This is a genomic window from Pyrococcus woesei (assembly GCF_050496105.1).
GTDB classification, from domain to species: Archaea; Methanobacteriota_B; Thermococci; order Thermococcales; family Thermococcaceae; genus Pyrococcus; species Pyrococcus furiosus.
Genome location: NZ_CP179867.1, coordinates 1,076,737 through 1,093,316, shown reverse-complemented (window position 1 = coordinate 1,093,316; position 16,580 = coordinate 1,076,737). Strand labels below are relative to the sequence as shown.

Below are 16,580 nucleotides of genomic sequence, written 5' to 3'. Positions count from 1 at the left end.
AAGAAATAATCTTTCCTAGAAATCAAATGCTATCCTTCGTTAGCACAACATATAACCCCTTCTCCCTCACGTGCTCGATTAACCTCCTGTAGGTTTCGTGAGATGAAAGCGTTGAGGAATCGCCAATCATGATAAGCTTCCTCTTAGCCCTAGTTAAGGACACGTTTAGCCTCCTCAAGTCCTTGAGAAAGCCGATCTCTCCCGCTTTGTTAGAGCGGACAAATGATAGAATTATCACTTCCTTCTCCCTTCCCTGGTAACCATCCACAGTCTTGACCTCAACTTCTTCGGGAACATTCAAGCTTATCAAATCCCTCTGGTCATCGTAAGGTGTAATCACTCCCATCATTTCCGCTTTAACCCCACTTTCCAAGAGCTTTTCAACGATTTTGCTCACTATCTTGGCCTCCAAGGGATTCTCCCTGCTTTCGCTTCCCCTTCTCTGCCTCTCGAACCTATTTTCGAGCATGCAAGTATCTATGAACACGAGGACGTTGTTTGGATCTAGGATGTCCCTCCATATTCCACTAGCATTAACTTTAATTCCCAGGTCGGCCAGAGTTATGTTTTTTACACTTTCATCAGCAACTATTCTTCCATCGTAAAACTCCCTGCTCGGAAACTCCATTATCCTCTCATTCATCCTATACTGAATTGTCAGCATTTCGCTCTTCCATGGGTACTTCTCAATTAAACCCTCGAAAAGCGTGTGGGAGAGCTCCTGGGCCTCCAAGCTTAAGATAGTTGGTGGTAGTTGCTTGTGGTCTCCAGCAAGTATAAACCTATCAACCTTGTTGAGAGGTATTAATATGCTCGGTATAGTTGCCTGAGTTGCTTCATCTATTATCGCAACATCATAATCGGTAGCATCAACAACATCAAGGGCTGCAGAAGAGTTAGTTGTCAAAACCACATCGGCTTCCCTAATTATATCCCTCGCAATCCTCTCCTCAAGCTTTCTAGCATCTTCAAAGGCCTTCTGAACCTGCCTGTTTAGCTTTATCCACTCGGCCATCTCCTTTATTAGTCTAGCTGAGAGTCCTCTAGCCCCTCTTCCCTTCTCGGCCAACTTAATTATCTCAGCATCACTCAGTCCCCTCCTGAACTTTGGAGTCGGCTTTGTATATGTGTCCCTCTTCTCTGCCAAACTCTGCCCTATCACCCTAAGCTCCCTAAGCTCACCGTAGAGCTCGTGCTGAGTAATGAGGTAAGCTAAAGTTGTCTCGTGCAAATGCCTCGAAACCCTACTTGGGTGCCCAACCCTAACTATCTTAACTCCATCTTTGGCCAATCTTTCAACTAAATTGTCCACGGCAACGTTGCTCTCAGCTGTAGCTAGAACTTTGTTCCCCCTCTTTACCTCCTGCCTAATCAGCTCAACTAAAGTCCTCGTCTTTCCAGTTCCAAAGGGGCCGTGGATAAGGAAGAAGTCTTCACTACCTAAAGCCTTAGCTATCGCTTTCCTTTGAGAGGGGTTTAGGCTCTTATCAAAGGGTTCAAAGCTCACTTCCTCCCCCTGGGAAGGCTCATCTAAACCTAAGTAAAACTCTAAAGCCTTTTTTCCAGCCTTCCTAACCCTGTCGAGGTTTTCGATCCACCTCTTGAATGTTATATCGTTGGCGTAGAGGTCTATCCTCACATCTCTAAGGGCCCACTCTGGGACTGTTTCTAAGGCAACGACGATGAATCTCTTCCCCTTCTCAACAACAGTTCCCAGGAGGTCGCTCTTCAGGGGATCCCTCTTGCTTATAACAACCAAATCCCCAACGCTGATCTCGGTCTTTATCTCCTTATTCCTTCCGTACTTAACCAAGAAATAACCGAGCTCTTCACCAACGATTTTACCGTTTAAGCTGAGAATTGCCCTACCTAACCTCTCCCTCTCCACTCCGCTAAGCCTTTTCATCTCCAACCTCATAGCCTCTATTTCAGCTTCCCTCTCGATTTCAACTAGCTCCTTAAGCCTGTTTATGAAGCTCTTTATGTTCATCAAAATCGGCTCGAAAAGTCAATTCAAAAAGTTTTGGTATAAGGTCGTTGGTACTCATTTAACACTGTAACAATTTACTAGACAAAAGGTTTAAATTGAATAATTAGAAGTTGATGTATGTATTAACACTTCAAAGAATAACTGGAGGCATTTGCATGGATGATCTGGATATTAAGTTCGCGGTCTTTGTAGTCGTTTTCATTTTAATTGGAGCCTACTTCATTGGAATTCCTGAGTTACTTTCAAAGGACAAGGAGGAACCTTCCTCCCCGTATGTATACCCAAGAGAGTACATTGAAGAAATGAGGGAACAGTTTTCTCTAGTAAATTTCAGCGACCTTACTACGGATGAATCATTAATACCTCGAATAAAATCCCTTTTCTCAGAGCTTAACAGTACAAGAAAATGCAGCATTTTGATGGGTGATATGGAGAAGGACTTCTACTCAGCTAAAATTTACACGTTTGTTCCAACTTTTGCTTACCTAATAGCTGACAAAATGGAGTGTAACAATACTAAGGGAAACGTCAGCCTAGCTTTGAGTGAGGTAGAAAAGCTGCTAAATGAAATAAGGGAGATTGAAGAGACAAGAGGACAGTCTCCGTGGTTGACTGTTGCGGAGCTTTACTTGGGATGGTCTCAGAACCCGAACATGACATCAGTAAGAGCAGCTCTCACAACAGATTATCTAATTCCCTTCATTAGGGAGCACATAGATGATAAATATATGAGAATAAACTTTGGCCTCTCCAACATCAGCGAGACCCGAAAGAAAATCATAGAGATGGAAGAGGCCTTAAAGGAAGATAAACTCAAAAAACCGGCTTAGTAGTCCTTGCCTCAGCCTGGCTAAACATGTCAGAGGAGAGCTATAAAAGAGGTGAAAAATCTCTAGCCTTGTGGTACTACTCAGTAGCACTTGCATACCTTAACTTGACGGAATCAGAGTGGGCCAATGCTCCTCACCCATACTTCATTGGGGGAGGGCTTCAAAGTGAGAGGGACGTACCCTACAACATAACCGGGATTAGGGAAGAGGTCTACAAGAAGGCCCTTGCTTTTGCAGAGAAAAAAGGTAAAGGCCCTTATGCAGAGCTACTCTCCAACTACGTCCTCCTTGAGCTTAGGGAGCTAGATGAGCATGCACTCCCAAAGCTCTCTGATCCAAACAACCCTCTCCTGAAGTACTATCCTTCCGCTACTTATGAAGCCTACCTACGCCTTTTGGGCATGGTGATTGCCTTGGAAATTTTCAGCTCGTACTTCTCCTAATCTCTTCATACTCTTTCTCATCCACGTACCTTCCAGAGACAACGATAAACTTCTTTGGCTTCACAACTCTAGGATACTTCTCGATGTTCCTGAGAACTAGGACCATCCATGGCCTCTTTCTCCTCCCAGAATCCCACCTGGCCCTATCCCTTTCATACCTCCTTAGTTCCTCGGGGGTTAGGAAAAGCTTGTCCCTGTACTTCTTGATTATCTCTTCAACGCTTGTGTAGTACTCAACCCTCTCAACCTCAGCTTCCCCATGCCATCCTTGATTCTCCCTTGAAGCGTAGAAGATAACCTTCATTCCTTCCTCAACCCTAAGAGTTGCTGGCTTCACAAAGACGTTTTTTCCCTCGAATATTCTCTTTAGATACTCCCAGGGGACTGGAAACGTCACCGCCTTCATTAAACTCCCCCAAATAAGTTTATAACGCTATGTTAAAATAAATGTTTCTGGTGTATGTAATGGAAAGGAGATTAATTGAAAGTCCTAGTTTTCCAGTTGAAGAAGTTAATAGAATGAGTCTAAAGGAGAAGGGTCCAGGGAGGCCTCCTTACTGGGAAATGGTCTTCTGGTGGACACGAAAGCCATTGATAGGGGCGAGAGCTATAATTGCGGCCTCCCTTCTCCCAGAAGATTATGATGTTAACAAGTTTAAATCCAAGATAAGGCTTAGCGAAGGCCACAAAGCTAACCCAGAGCCAATGTTTATGGGGAAGAAGCTTCTCGATCCTTTTGCTGGGTTTGGCTCAATCCCACTCGAGGGTTTAAGGTTAGGACTTGATGTTACCGCAGTCGAGCTCTTACCCACTGCATATATCTTCCTCAAGGCCGTTCTTGAGTATCCAAAGAAGTTTGGGAGACAATTGGTTAAGGACGTGGAGAAGTGGGGGAACTGGATAACCGAGCAACTCAAGAACGACCCCGAGATTAGGGAACTCTACGATGATGATGTAGCCGTTTACATAGGCACCTGGGAAGTTAAGTGCCCCCACTGTGGAAGGTGGACTCCAGCCGTAGGGAACTTCTGGCTCGCAAGAGTTAAAGATGAGAAGAGCTACAAGAGGCTCGCCTACATGAAGGTAGAGCCCAATGGAGAGGTTAGGATAATTGACCTAAACGAGATATTCGCAGATGTTTCAAGAGCCAAGGTAAGCACGGAGAGGGGAGAAATAGTCCTGGAGGGAAAGGGATACGTGGAAAAGGTCAAGAAGGCCATCGAAAGTGGAAAGATCAAGGAAGAGGACGTTAAAATAGAGGGAAGCAAGGTTGTTTTTAGAGTTCCAAAGCCAAACATAGAAGCGAGGAAGAGCCAGCTTGTCTGCTTATCATGTGGTAACGTGATTAAGTATGTGGATGAGGATGGAAATCACTACATCGAGAAGCCCAGGGGAAGGGATGTAGACTTCTATGTGAAGTTCGCTTTGAAGAAGTACCACGAAGGAGATGAAAGGTTTGCGAGGCAAAGATTACTAGTGAAGGTGAAGGTTAAAAACAAAGATTTGATCTTCGAGCCCGCCACAAGGGAGGACAACGAGAAGCTTTGGAAGGCAAAAGAAAAAGTCAGGGAGATGCTTGAGAAGGGAGACCCGGACGTGCCGAGTGAAAAAGTCGCATATTATCAACTTCAGCCTCCAGCCAACTTCCCAACGCTTTTACATGGCATGGATACTTGGGACAAATACTTCAACCCCCGTCAGCTTCTCACCCTCATAAAGATCGTGAGGTTGATAAGGGAAACTGGTAAGAGAATCGAGGAGGAGAAGCTCAAGGAAGGCTGGAGCGAAGAGAAAGCCTTTGAGTACGCGGAGGCCGTGGCGACGTATTTGAGCATGGCGATGTTGAGATATATGGATTTCAACTCTGTAACTAATCATTGGACAATTTCATGGTTATTCCCAAATCAGACTCTTGCCAGCAGAGGTATTACCATGAACTGGAATTGGTGTGATGTTTATTTCAACGTCGATATGACTGGAACATTTAAACGATTTCTGCGTTCTCAGATTAGAGCTTTGAATTACCTCACCTCCGCCCTTTCTTCCTCCCAGAGAACCCTCGCCGATTTCACAGAAAACTCCGTTAAAGTTCTCCAGGGCGACGCTACCTCGCTCAACCTCGGCGAGAAGTTCGACGTCATCGTGACTGACCCACCCTACGCCGACGATGTCCCGTACACAGAGCTTTCGGACTTTTACTATGTCTGGCTCAAGAGGGCTTTGAGCGACGTTGAGAACGGCAAACTCGTTCCAAGGTTCCACAAGGAAGCGTTTTTCAAAAGAATCGGCCCCAAATGGGTGGAAATCAAGACACAGTGGCAGGAATTTGCAAAGAAAGAAGTCTCCACTAATCCGGGCCGCTTTATGGAAGATGGGAACAAAAAGGAGAAAGCCGTCCGGCACTTTGAGAACCTCTTCAGCCAGGCCTTCATCTCCATGAGGGAGCACCTCAAGGATGACGGAATACTAGTTACCTACTACGCCCACACCGATCTGGAAAGCTGGATTACCTTAATAGAAGCCGGATGGAGAAAAGCAAAGCTCCAGATAACAAGAGCATTCCCCCTGGGAACTGAGTCATCTCAGAGAGTCACCGCCAGAGGAAAGATGGCCCTTGACACTTCAGTAGTAGTTGTTTGGAGAAAGAAGAATGAAGAGAAAGAGGTTTGGGCAAGTGACCTTGAAGAGATCTTAACTGAGGTAGGAGTAAAGAGTGCCAAAGAGTTCCTCTCCTATGGACACCATGGATTGGATCTCCTCTATGGTGTAATGGCCTCAGTTCTCTCGGAAGTTACAAAGTATAAAGCAGTGAAATCCCCAAAGGGAGAGCTGAGCGTGAGGGAAATCCTAGAGAGGTATGTATATCCAGCAACGATTAACGGAATAGTTGGGGCTATAGCTGAAGATGTAAAAGCTGAAATGCTCTCAAGAGAGGGGATATTCTACACAGCTTATAAGGTGCTCTTTGGGAACGCAAAGGTTTCGCCGAACGATATAATACTACTAACCCTAGCTACGGCCGTAGATTCTTCAAGCCTGCTAAAGCTTGAAATCTTAAAGAAGGTAAATGGTGAGCTTACGCTATACTCTCCCGACCTTTTGGGTAAGAAGGCCCTAGATACTAGGGAACTTCAGAAGTTCATTAAGGAGAGGGATGCAGAAAAGTATAGGAATGCAATAGATGTTCTTCACGTACTTGAGCATGCTTCACTCCTGGGAGCTTCAAGGGTTAAGGAAATAAAGGAGGAACTCAAGAAAACCATCCAACAGAGGTAGAAGAAGCCATAGCCATAGCAAGGCTCGTAGCTTCATACTATAAGAACGTCTATTCTATCGCCCTGGGAATTAAAGACGAGAGGGAGATCATGAAAAGATTGGAGAAAGATGGCCTTTATGAGGTCATCCTAATGGACAGGCTTATCAAGGCCGTTAGGGGTGAAATGTTATGAAGTTTGGAAAGCATGAAGTTTGGGAAGACGTTTTGGATGAAAGGCTTGATGAGGAAGTGGCCCCCGAATTGTACAAAGTAGTGGAGGGAAACGCACCCAATATTTACCTCGATTCAGTTGAGTTCTTCAAGAGAACTTACTTCACATCCTCAATAGTTGACATTTTAGAGAAAGTGATAAAGACGCTAAGGGGAGAGGAAAGGAACAATGTCATCCTAATCTACTCTTTATTCGGTGGAGGTAAGAGTCACACTCTACTGAGCGTGTACCACGCTTTAAGGAACCCAGGAGCGCTTAGAGAAAGAGAAGTGTTGGAAGGGCAGAGAAAAGAAATCAAAGAAAAATTGGAAGAGTTAAGCTATCTAGCCGAAAACGTTAAGGCTAGGATAATAATCGTGCATGGCCAAACAAACATTGGACAGCCAAGCAAACCGCTCAACGGAAAGATTAGAACCGTTTGGGGATACATAGCAAATTCCCTGGGTAAGTACGAGCTCGTGGAAGATTATGACAGGAACTTGACTGTTCCCCCGATAGAGGAGTTGGTAAAGCTCTTCCAAGATGAAAATGTCCTCTTGCTCATTGATGAGATTGCCCACCACGTTTACACTCTCTCAAGGAGCGCCAATGAGGATGATAGAAATTACGCAGAGAACGTCGCTAATTTCCTCCACAACTTGGCGAAAGCGTTAACCGTTACTAGGAGCATTATGATACTAACCCTACCAATGGAAGGGGAAGGAAAGGTTGAGGAACTATACGACAGGAAGACCGTCAACAGCATCTGGAGTGCTGTAACAAAGGTAGCCGGACATAACCTCTACTCCCCAATGAGGACTGAGGGGAGGGAAAACGAGCTCATTGGGGTTTTGAAGAAGAGGATATTCAAGAGGATAGATGAGGAGGAGAAGACCAGAATCTTGCTGAAGTTGAGGGAAGTCATGAGCAACAGGGAAATATTCGGAATGGCCTCGGGCCTTTTTGAGGCTCTTGAAGTTAGCTATCCCTTCCATCCAGAGTACATAGAGGTGCTGAGAAACATAATAGAGAGAACTGGCCTCCAGAGGACGAGAGATCTCATAAAGATTACGAGGATAGTTGTGAGAAAGCTCATCAACGACCCTCCTGGGATAATAATGCCATACCACATAGACCTAGAAGATGAGGCAATAAAAGGGCTTCTCTTTGGAAAGAGCACAACATTTGCAGACTACAAAGCAGTCTTGGAAGCTGATATCAACGAAGAGAAAGTTAAAGGATTGTCAAATCCAGAGTTAGCGAAAATAATATTGAAGTACATATTCCTAAAGACTTACCCGTTTGACAGCCCAACTCCACTCCCAGGATTTCCAGTGCCAGAGAGCATTGCTAGGGGAGTTTACGAGCCAGATACATTTGAGAGGAACAATTGGCTACCAGCAGATATCAGGGACACCGTAGAAGAGATAGGAAAAAGCGTGAAGTTCATGTACCTTGCAAAGAAGGACAAGACCTTCTGGTTCTGGAGGATAGCAAATGTGAACAAGCTAGTGGAGAGTAAAACAAGGGAGCTAATTGAAACTAGCTATGGAGATGCTTGGCGTTCCCTTGTCAACTACGCCGATAAATTCATTAGAGAGGGAAGAAGCTTAAGGGGAAGGTCTTCTAGCGGAGAGATACCATTCTTCAAGAAGAACATGATAATAGTTACCAAAGATCCTCAAGAGCTTAGGGACACTCCAGAGTACAAGCTTGAGGTTATCGTTAGGGATGACGTAAGTAAGGATACCCTAGAAAGGCTGATATTCTTCGAGAACACCTCGGCAAGAACGTTCAGGAACACTGTAGTTATCTGTTACTTAGTCGAAAACTCACTGGATGCGCTAATAGAACTCACTGCAAGGGTTATGGCCTGCGATGAGGTAATGAGAGAGATAAGGTCTACATATGGAAGGTACGGCAGAGAAGTCGAGGAGATACAGAGAAATATGGTAAGGGAGATTAGGGAAAAAGCCCTCGAAGATTTGGAGAATCAATTAATAACTTCATTCAGGCGCGTTGCTTACCCAGAGGGTGAGGAGGTAAAGATAATAGATGCAACTCCATCCTCAAGGTCAGTCGTTGAGAACGTATACTCGGCCCTCGTATCTAAGGGCAAGATAGTGGTAGATGAAGAGGCTGACTTTGAGTGGCTTAGAGATATTCTTGCAGAGGTTGGAATAGACTTCCCAGGAAAGGGATATCCATTCTCAGAGCTGAGAAATGTGTTCAAGACGAATCCAAAGCTACCAATGATCGCTGATAAGGCGCTAACTGAAATTATAAGGAGGGCAGTAGAAGAGCTTAAGGTGGGAATAGAGAGAGATGGAAGGATTTTCTTCAAAAAAGTCTACAAAGAGATACCAAGCGAAGAGGAGAAAGGGCATCCACCAGCCAATATAGAGGTGAGAGACTTAATACTCCCCAGGGAAATAGCACTTCAGAGGCAGTTGTGCTCCCTGCTAAATGAAGAAAAAGACCTCATTGTGGAAAAAGGCGGTGAGAAGTACTGGATTAAAGTTTGGTATGAGATTTACATACCAGAGGAGAATCTCACGATACCATTGAGGAGCATAGTTAGTGAGGAATGTGAAGTAAAAGAAGATCTGGACAGAATACTTTGGGGATACATAGTAGAAAAGAGAGAACAAAAGAAAGTCATGGAGGGAGAATTCGAGATAAGTGTCAGTAGGGCAAGCATAACGGGCAAGCCGGGAGAAGAGATTGAAGTTGAAGTAACTGTGAAGCCGATAAGCGATGACGAATTCACAGTGTCCCTATCTTCGAGCTTTGGAGAGCTGGAAGTTGAGGAAGTTGAGCTTAGAGGAGAGGAAGCCAAGGTTAAGTGGAGAGCTAAGATTCCAAGGGTTAAGAGGGAAGTCATCATAAAAGGGAAGAGCAACAAAGGAAAGGAAGCCGAGGCAAAAATACTTCTAATTCCAAAGTTAGAGGATGTCATAGAAGTTAAAGAGATAAAGGAAGAGCACAAGGGATATATACTACTCTCAGTTCACTCCATTAAAGACGTGGACTCTCTAGACAGGATAGAGTTCAAAGGAAGTGCCAGTGGAAGCCTTGAATTTGAGGAACCACTATGGAGAACCGAGTTCCAGGACGTTGACTTGGAGATTTTCAAGCACATAGTAAAGGAAATGAAGGAGTTCTTTGAGAGCAACCCAGCTCTCAATGTTGATGTTGTCGCGAGCGAAGAAGTTGTAATAAACGACCTGGTGATCGAGAAGCTGAGGCCACTATTTGGAAAGGTAAGGTTTAGGCTCAAAAGGAGGGAGAGCTAATGGGGATGAAGTACCTCATAAAACTGAAGTACATTAAGCCCGCGCAACTTGCCGTGAATAGGGAGCAGAAGCTCGCCGAATTTTATCCTATTTTTGAAGACGGCACACTAGGGAGAGTGGAAGCAAAGGCCAGAGTATTTCTCCCAGAGTATTCAGACTTTGCCAAGGGGCTAGGGTTTGAGGTAAAGAAGAGGAGAATGATAACTGAAGATGACTATGCCTATCTAAGGGCAATGGTCTATGGAGTGGTCATGGGCGTTCTTAGAAACCCAGGAGATTGGAGAAGGCTTGAGGAAAGGGTTCTTGAGATGGAGCCCATTGAGTTAAGGTATTGGGCCTCGAAGTTCAGAAACGCCTATTGGAAGTACAAGAACATGAGAAAGCTTATGTTCCTAGCAAGAAGGTTTATGGAGGTTGAAATGATTTGAAAGGGTTGTTTAGGGACGTTATCCTCCACAACCCCCACCTTTTTGTTTATTCCTATTCTGATAAAGGCATCATTCCTTTCAAGCATCAGTTCCAGACCCTCTATCATGCCATGCTCATGAGGCCAGTGAGGCTAATGATAGCTGATGAGATAGGTCTCGGAAAGACCATTCAAGCTCTTTTAATAGCCAAGTACCTCGATTTTAGGGGAGAGATTGAGAAAGCCTTGATAGTCGTTCCAAAAGTTCTGAGGGAGCAGTGGAGGGAAGAAGTAAAGAGGATCTTAGAGGAAGCTCCGGAAGTGATAGAGAATGGTAGCGAAATTGAATGGAAGTTGAAAAGGCCGAGGAAGTACTTCATAATATCAATAGACCTAGCTAAGAGATACACCGAGGAAATACTCCGTCAAAAGTGGGATTTAGTAATAGTTGACGAAGTCCACAACGCCACCCTGGGAACACAGAGATATGAGTTCTTAAAAGAACTAACCAAGAACAAGGATTTGAACGTTATATTCCTTTCAGCAACCCCCCACAGGGGAAACAATAGAGATTACCTTGCGAGGCTTAGGCTCCTCGACCCAACTATACCAGAGGAAATATCCCCAATGCACGAAAGGAAGATCTACATGAAGTCAAGAGGGACATTGGTACTAAGGCGAACTAAGAAGGTTGTCAACGAACTTGAAGGAGAAGTGTTCAAGAAGTGTCACTTTGGGGCTGTCGTGGTAGAAGTTAGCAGAGAGGAGAGGGAGTTCTTTGAAGAGTTAAATAGAGCGCTATTCGAGCTGATTAAGGATCAAGCTGATTACTCTCCCTTAACTCTTCTTGCAGTAATCATTAGGAAGAGAGCCTCGTCCAGCTACGAAGCGGCTCTAAAAACCCTAACCAGGATCGTTGAAAGCGCTTATATAAGTGGGCAAGAAAGAGCCAGAGGCGTTGAATCATACATTGAAAAGATCTTTAGAATGGGGTATGAGGAATTGGAAATAGAAGAATTTAACGAGATAGATGATGCGATACACAAAATAATAGATGAATATAGGGGATTCTTAACTGAAGAGCAACTCGAAAGGCTTAGAAGAGTTCTCGAGCTTGGAAAGAAAATTGGCAGCAAGGATAGCAAGCTTGAGGTTATATCCGATATAGTTGCTTATCACATTAGGAACGGCGAAAAGGTCATAATATTCACGGAATTTAGAGATACCCTCGAATACGTACTTGAGAGGTTACCAGATATCCTAAGGAGAAAGCACGGCATTGTTTTGGAAAAAGATGACATTGCAAAACTTCATGGGGGCATGAAATCTGAGGAAATAGAGAGGGAAATCAACAAGTTTCATGAAAGGGCTAACCTATTAGTCTCTACGGATGTTGCATCCGAAGGACTTAACCTGCACGTTGCAAGTGTTGTAATAAACTACGAGGCCCCCTGGAGCCCAATAAAGCTCGAACAGAGGGTGGGAAGAATATGGAGGCTCAACCAAACGAGAGAAACCAAAGCATATACCATATTTCTTGCAACGGAAACGGACTTGGATGTTCTAAACAACCTCTATAGAAAGATTATGAACATAAAGGAAGCCGTGGGAAGTGGACCCATTATTGGAAGGCCAATATTTGAAGGAGACTTTGAAAATCTATGGAATGAAGGTGCCGAGGAAGAAAATAGAGAAGTCTCAGAGTATGAGCTTATCCTAGCCTCAATTAAGGGAGAACTCAAGGGCTATGCCGGGGCTCTAGTTAGGACTCTCAGAATCCTAAAGCAGAAAGTGGAGGGAGCAGTTCCTGTAAATCCTGCGGGAAGCATAAGGAGAGAGCTCGAGATAATTTTAGAGGACACTCCTGATGTGGAAGTATTAAAGAAAATCGTTAATAGGAACGTTCCAAATCCGTTCCGCTTGGTGAGAGGACTTTTAAGAGAAGCCGAGGGGATTGAGGGAATTAGAGTATTAGTTAAGGGCTATGATGGCTCTATGGATGTGTACTATGCCATATTCTACGACGAAGATGGGAGAGAAATTTATAGATATCCAATTCTTGCTGAGAACGGAAAGTACCTTGTTGGATTCAACTTACTCAAGAGGATTAGTGAGGTACTATCCAAAGAGTACAAGGTCGTTAGAGGGGCAAGTGAAGAGGTGGACTATAAAGTTAAGACGCTAGTTATGGACAACATATACAATTTAATCGTGAAGAAGTATCTGGAATACGATAGCTTAAACATCAAAGAAGGTAAAATCTTCAAGAGGCTTAAGGTTGAAATAAAGAAAGCCCTCGAGGTAAAGGGGATAAGTGAAGAAGAATTCGAAGTCATCAAGAGAGTTCCCCCTGAGATTATGGAAGTTCTAGGGTTAGATTCCACAAAAATAGAACTACCTACCAACGAATACCTCAAGATCTTCGAAAGGAACTTTGTTCCTCTGGATAAAATCCTTGAGAGTGAAAAGAAGGCCATGGAAATAGTCATGGAGCTAGAGAAGAGCAGAGGATATAACGTTGAGGACGTATCTTTAAGGGAGCACTATGACATGAGGGCCTTTACAGATGGTGAAGAGAAGTACATAGAGGTCAAAGGCCACTATCCAATGCTCCTACTTGCGGAGTTAACGGAAAAGGAATTTGAGTTCGCACAAAAAAATGAAGATAAGTACTGGATATACATAGTCTCGAACATTGCCAAAGACCCCGTAATTGTAAAAATTTACAAACCATTTTCCCAGGATAGAAGAGTATTCGTGGTTAAGAATGGGGAAGATGTTGAGGTTAATATCAACATTGAGATAAAGAAGAAAGATAGGCATTTACTTAAGTTAAGCTAGGCGATGATGTAGATTAGCCCCGACTGAGCGGTGATGAAGCTGGCCCATCGCTGAGTCTTTAAGATATCACTTTACTCTCTCTATACATCTGCTTTTTCTTTTTTCTTTCTTCTATCTTTGCTTTTACTTTCAATTTTAGTGTGTCTTCGTTTGCTTTTCTTCCATCTGGTAATTTTTCAATTCCTAGAAGGAACGCTAGCACATCTGGAGAGATTAGATAAGTTGAATACGGTTTGTTATACTCGTATAGACCTAAATCTCTTAATTTATTGAGGTAGTTTTTGACCTTTTGTACAAGCTTCTTTTCATCGGAAGCTGAAACTTCAAGTAGGGCGGCTATTTTCTTAATTGTCTCCCAATCTCTTGAGTAGACATAGAGGATGCCATTCTCAACTAGCGTTTTGAATATTAAGTGCCATTTTGAATTTGGAGCAACAAATTCTGAGATTACTTTATTTATGAATATGTCTAGTTTGTCCTCCGCTAGTTTTCCAAAAATCGTCGGGGATGTTATATTACTCCTGTTAATTGCTAATAGCTTGTAGTAGATATTTATAACGGCTCTTGGAGTTGGGAGAACTCTTGAAATTGCCATTAGAATATCCTCATGAATTACTAGGTTGTACTTTTTAGACAATAGTTCAAGATCCTCATAACTCCAATTAATGTTAAATATATTCAAAGTTTCTCTGGCTGGTTCTCTCTCTAACGGATACATCTCTGGATAATCTACAAGACTTGTTCCGAAGGCCTCGTTAAGTTCTCTTACCAGTCTAGGATTCATGGAGGCTGCCTCTCTAATAAGTTCTCTAACTGGTTTCGTTAGAACAAAGCATATTCCTCCAGAGTACGCCTTTCCTCTTATCATCTCGAATAATCTACTGGAAAAGTCTACAAAAACCCTATAGCTCCTATCATCTTGGAGGACTCCACCAATCCAGACTGTTTCAAATTCATCGAAGAATACAAAGGGATAGTACCCAGCATGGTTAATCTCATTTAAGAATTTTATGAATGCTTCCACGATACTGTTAGGATAACTGGGGCATCACCTCCTGAAGCCATTCAGTAACATCACCAGGCGGATCACCAAAACTAGAATGAATTCTGACAAAATTATACCAGAAGGCAAACAGAAAAACAAACCTATGAACCCTCCTCCAGTCTTTACCCCTGAAATTATTCCAGAAACGCTTCGTCCTCTCCTTCAACGTCCTAAACCAGCGCTCAACACTGTTCCTCGGCCCGAAAGTCACATGCAGATAACCCAACCTCAAACTCTTAAAAGCAGACTTATACCAGCTCGCCCTGTCAACCAGAAAGACAGGCTGCCCTTCACACGACTTTAAAACAACCAGAATGAAATCCCTGGCAACCCACCAGTTTCTAACAGTCGTAATCCAGACTGCTAAAACTTCCTTGCTCTCAACGTCAATTGCAGCCCAGAGGTATCTTTTCTTCCCGTTGATTTTTATTACTGTTTCGTCAACTGCGATGAAGTTTCGCTGTTTTTTGACTGCGAGGATTTTTGGCTTGTAAACTGCTTCTGCGAGTTTTTGGACTGCCTCCCAGACTGTTACGTGACTGATTTTGAGTATTCTGGCGGTTTGCCGGTAACTGAGGCCTCGCAGGTATAATTCTACTCCCCTGATTTTCTTTTCTGGTGGGATTTTGTTGCGACGAAAGGGTTTTAAGGCTGAAACCACCCAGTAAATAATGGTTTCAGACTTCATGTTCCCCCTTCTTTTTCTAAAGTACTGCCAGTAACTTAAACCTGACACCCCACAGCTTATCCTAACAGTATCGCTTCCACATTGCTTTTTTCTGCCTCCTCATTAGAAATTTTCTCTCTAGCTGCTTTTAAAACCTCTAGATACTTCATCCACTTTTCTGGATTATATCCACTTATCGTTGCCTTAGTTTTGTCTCCTCTTTCAATAAAGACCTCTATACTTTCTATCAGTTCGTCCACAAATTTAATCAAGTCGAAATAAGATGTCTGTCCTAGATAAAAGTGCAAAGGTATAGTTCTTTCCAACTCTTTCACTATCTTCTCCGATAGCTTTCTCACAAAGAATGTTTTTCCGCTCCCATAGTATCCAAAGATTGCCATGGGATAAAATGCTGAGACTCCATTTTCGACCCGCTTGATACCTTCAAAACTTATGTCGATGTAATTTCTAATCTTACCAACAGGTTCAATTTTTTCTAAAGAATCGATAGGAGACTCTTCTGCTACCTTAGGAAGATAGATATTATAAATTTGCTCATTAGATGTCTCCATGGGCGTCATGGTAATTCACCTCATAACTAACTATTGTTATAATAGCTCTTAAATACTTTCCGATAGAGTTAAATTCCTAGACATGGAATTTAGGAAAACGGAGGGATGTCGATGAAAGTAGTAGGAATTAAGGGAAGTGTCTCATATCTACAAGCTTTAAAATATCTAAAAACTAAGAAAGTCACCAAAAGACTTAAAGAAATAGAAAAATTAGTCGACACTCTAATAACCCTGGCTCCCTATGCCCCAGAAGGATCAAAAATAGAAACAATAAGGAAAAATTACGCAAAAATAAGTTTCAATAAAATTAAGACAGTGTCGAGATCTAAAATTGGATCCCCTAGAATAAAGAGCATTATGTTACTACTGTGGAACTTTGGATTACTAGATGTAAAGATTATAGAGAATTCATGGTATGTGAGAAAAACTAAACTCGCTTCATTGCTGGAAGAGAATTTTAAGGACTTAAGCCCCTCAGAGAAATTAAAGGTATATCTTCTCGGAGGATTGTTAGTAGACACACCTGCTCGCTTTGTTTATAGGTGTACTCTCAACGGAGTAGAGGACTATAAGGGTGTAAAAAAGGCTATTCTAGGCTATTTATCGGATCAAAGAAGCAATTCTCTTATTATTGGTCTGTCTAACATGTTGGAAAGCATAAAGTTTATTGAAGAGGCCCAAGCCTACAGTGGAAAAAAAGAATACATCGGATTGGTAGATGTAGCGTTTTATGGTCTGTCAGGACTTTATTTGGATGTCAAGCGCGAGAGCGGAAAGTTAACAGTTAAACCAAACTTCAGAGAACTAAGGGCTTTATATGAAATTGATAAGAGCGTGGCTACTGGATCTGATTATGGATTAAGCATATCCAAGGAGATACTAGAAAATCTAGCCAACACAAAAAGAAGAAAAACAATATTTTCAGAAGAAGTCCAAGAACTGCTCGTGAATGTAATTAAGGAGAACGCTATTAGTATATCCCAAGACCTGCAAAATATGTATGGAATAATTTAAGAAAAAAAG

Annotated in this window: 12 protein-coding genes and 1 other RNA gene; 8 read left to right on the top strand and 5 right to left on the bottom strand. The window is 42.9% G+C overall.

The window, feature by feature from the left end; translation table 11 throughout:
- Positions 1-22: 22 nt before the first annotated feature.
- A complete protein-coding gene (locus ACMFNG_RS05970) occupies positions 23-1,990 on the bottom strand; it encodes an IGHMBP2 family helicase (RefSeq protein WP_014835170.1) in 1,968 nt (655 codons plus the stop codon).
- Between the two features lie 113 nt (positions 1,991-2,103).
- Here ACMFNG_RS05970 and ACMFNG_RS05965 point away from each other — a divergent pair, with 113 nt between their 5' ends.
- Complete coding sequence (locus tag ACMFNG_RS05965; protein ID WP_223209002.1) at positions 2,104-2,820, top strand: hypothetical protein; 717 nt, start codon at positions 2,104-2,106, stop codon at positions 2,818-2,820.
- Positions 2,821-2,846: 26 nt separating this feature from the next.
- Positions 2,847-3,263 carry a hypothetical protein gene (locus tag ACMFNG_RS05960; protein ID WP_011011688.1) on the top strand — a complete coding sequence of 139 codons (417 nt, stop codon included), beginning with the start codon at positions 2,847-2,849 and terminating at the stop codon, positions 3,261-3,263.
- Here ACMFNG_RS05960 and ACMFNG_RS05955 read toward each other — a convergent pair.
- Complete coding sequence (locus ACMFNG_RS05955; RefSeq protein ID WP_011011687.1) at positions 3,244-3,669, bottom strand: DUF365 domain-containing protein; 426 nt, start codon at positions 3,667-3,669, stop codon at positions 3,244-3,246. The genes ACMFNG_RS05960 and ACMFNG_RS05955 overlap by 20 nt on opposite strands.
- A gap of 59 nt (positions 3,670-3,728) precedes the next feature.
- On the opposite strand from ACMFNG_RS05955, the gene ACMFNG_RS05950 reads away from it, so the two are divergent.
- The 5 genes from ACMFNG_RS05950 to ACMFNG_RS05930 all read left to right on the top strand — a co-directional run bounded on the left by ACMFNG_RS05950 (position 3,729) and on the right by ACMFNG_RS05930 (position 13,330).
- A complete protein-coding gene (locus ACMFNG_RS05950) occupies positions 3,729-6,539 on the top strand; it encodes a DUF1156 domain-containing protein (protein ID WP_430515261.1) in 2,811 nt (936 codons plus the stop codon).
- A gap of 169 nt (positions 6,540-6,708) precedes the next feature.
- On the top strand, positions 6,709-10,026 hold the full coding sequence (locus ACMFNG_RS05945) for an ATP-binding protein (protein ID WP_011011684.1): 3,318 nt from the start codon (positions 6,709-6,711) through the stop codon (positions 10,024-10,026).
- The gene (locus tag ACMFNG_RS05940; protein ID WP_011011683.1) at positions 10,026-10,454 is read left to right on the top strand and encodes a hypothetical protein; all 429 of its coding nucleotides are present in this window, start codon (positions 10,026-10,028) and stop codon (positions 10,452-10,454) included. The genes ACMFNG_RS05945 and ACMFNG_RS05940 overlap by 1 nt, the downstream gene beginning before the upstream one ends.
- Positions 10,455-10,459: 5 nt before the next feature.
- Positions 10,460-13,273, top strand: a complete 2,814-nt coding sequence (locus ACMFNG_RS05935) for a helicase-related protein (RefSeq protein ID WP_430515104.1) — start codon at positions 10,460-10,462, stop codon at positions 13,271-13,273.
- Positions 13,273-13,330, top strand: an RNA gene (locus ACMFNG_RS05930) — C/D box small nucleolar RNA. The genes ACMFNG_RS05935 and ACMFNG_RS05930 overlap by 1 nt, the downstream gene beginning before the upstream one ends.
- Before the next feature lies 1 nt (position 13,331).
- Here the strand turns inward: ACMFNG_RS05930 and ACMFNG_RS05925 are convergent.
- From ACMFNG_RS05925 to ACMFNG_RS05915, 3 genes are read right to left on the bottom strand one after another with little or no spacing between them, the layout of a single operon-like run.
- Positions 13,332-14,297, bottom strand: coding sequence for a hypothetical protein (locus ACMFNG_RS05925; RefSeq protein ID WP_011011681.1), 966 nt, complete (start codon positions 14,295-14,297; stop codon positions 13,332-13,334).
- Positions 14,298-14,304: 7 nt separating this feature from the next.
- Positions 14,305-15,006: an IS6-like element ISPfu1 family transposase gene (locus ACMFNG_RS05920; RefSeq protein WP_011011522.1), complete on the bottom strand. Its 702-nt coding sequence runs from the start codon at positions 15,004-15,006 to the stop codon at positions 14,305-14,307.
- Positions 15,007-15,062: 56 nt separating this feature from the next.
- The gene (locus ACMFNG_RS05915) at positions 15,063-15,566 is read right to left on the bottom strand and encodes a hypothetical protein (RefSeq protein ID WP_011011679.1); all 504 of its coding nucleotides are present in this window, start codon (positions 15,564-15,566) and stop codon (positions 15,063-15,065) included.
- 102 nt (positions 15,567-15,668) lie between these two features.
- Between ACMFNG_RS05915 and ACMFNG_RS05910 the strand changes: the two genes are divergently transcribed.
- Complete coding sequence (locus ACMFNG_RS05910; protein WP_011011678.1) at positions 15,669-16,571, top strand: hypothetical protein; 903 nt, start codon at positions 15,669-15,671, stop codon at positions 16,569-16,571.
- The last annotated feature ends 9 nt before the right edge of the window (positions 16,572-16,580 follow it).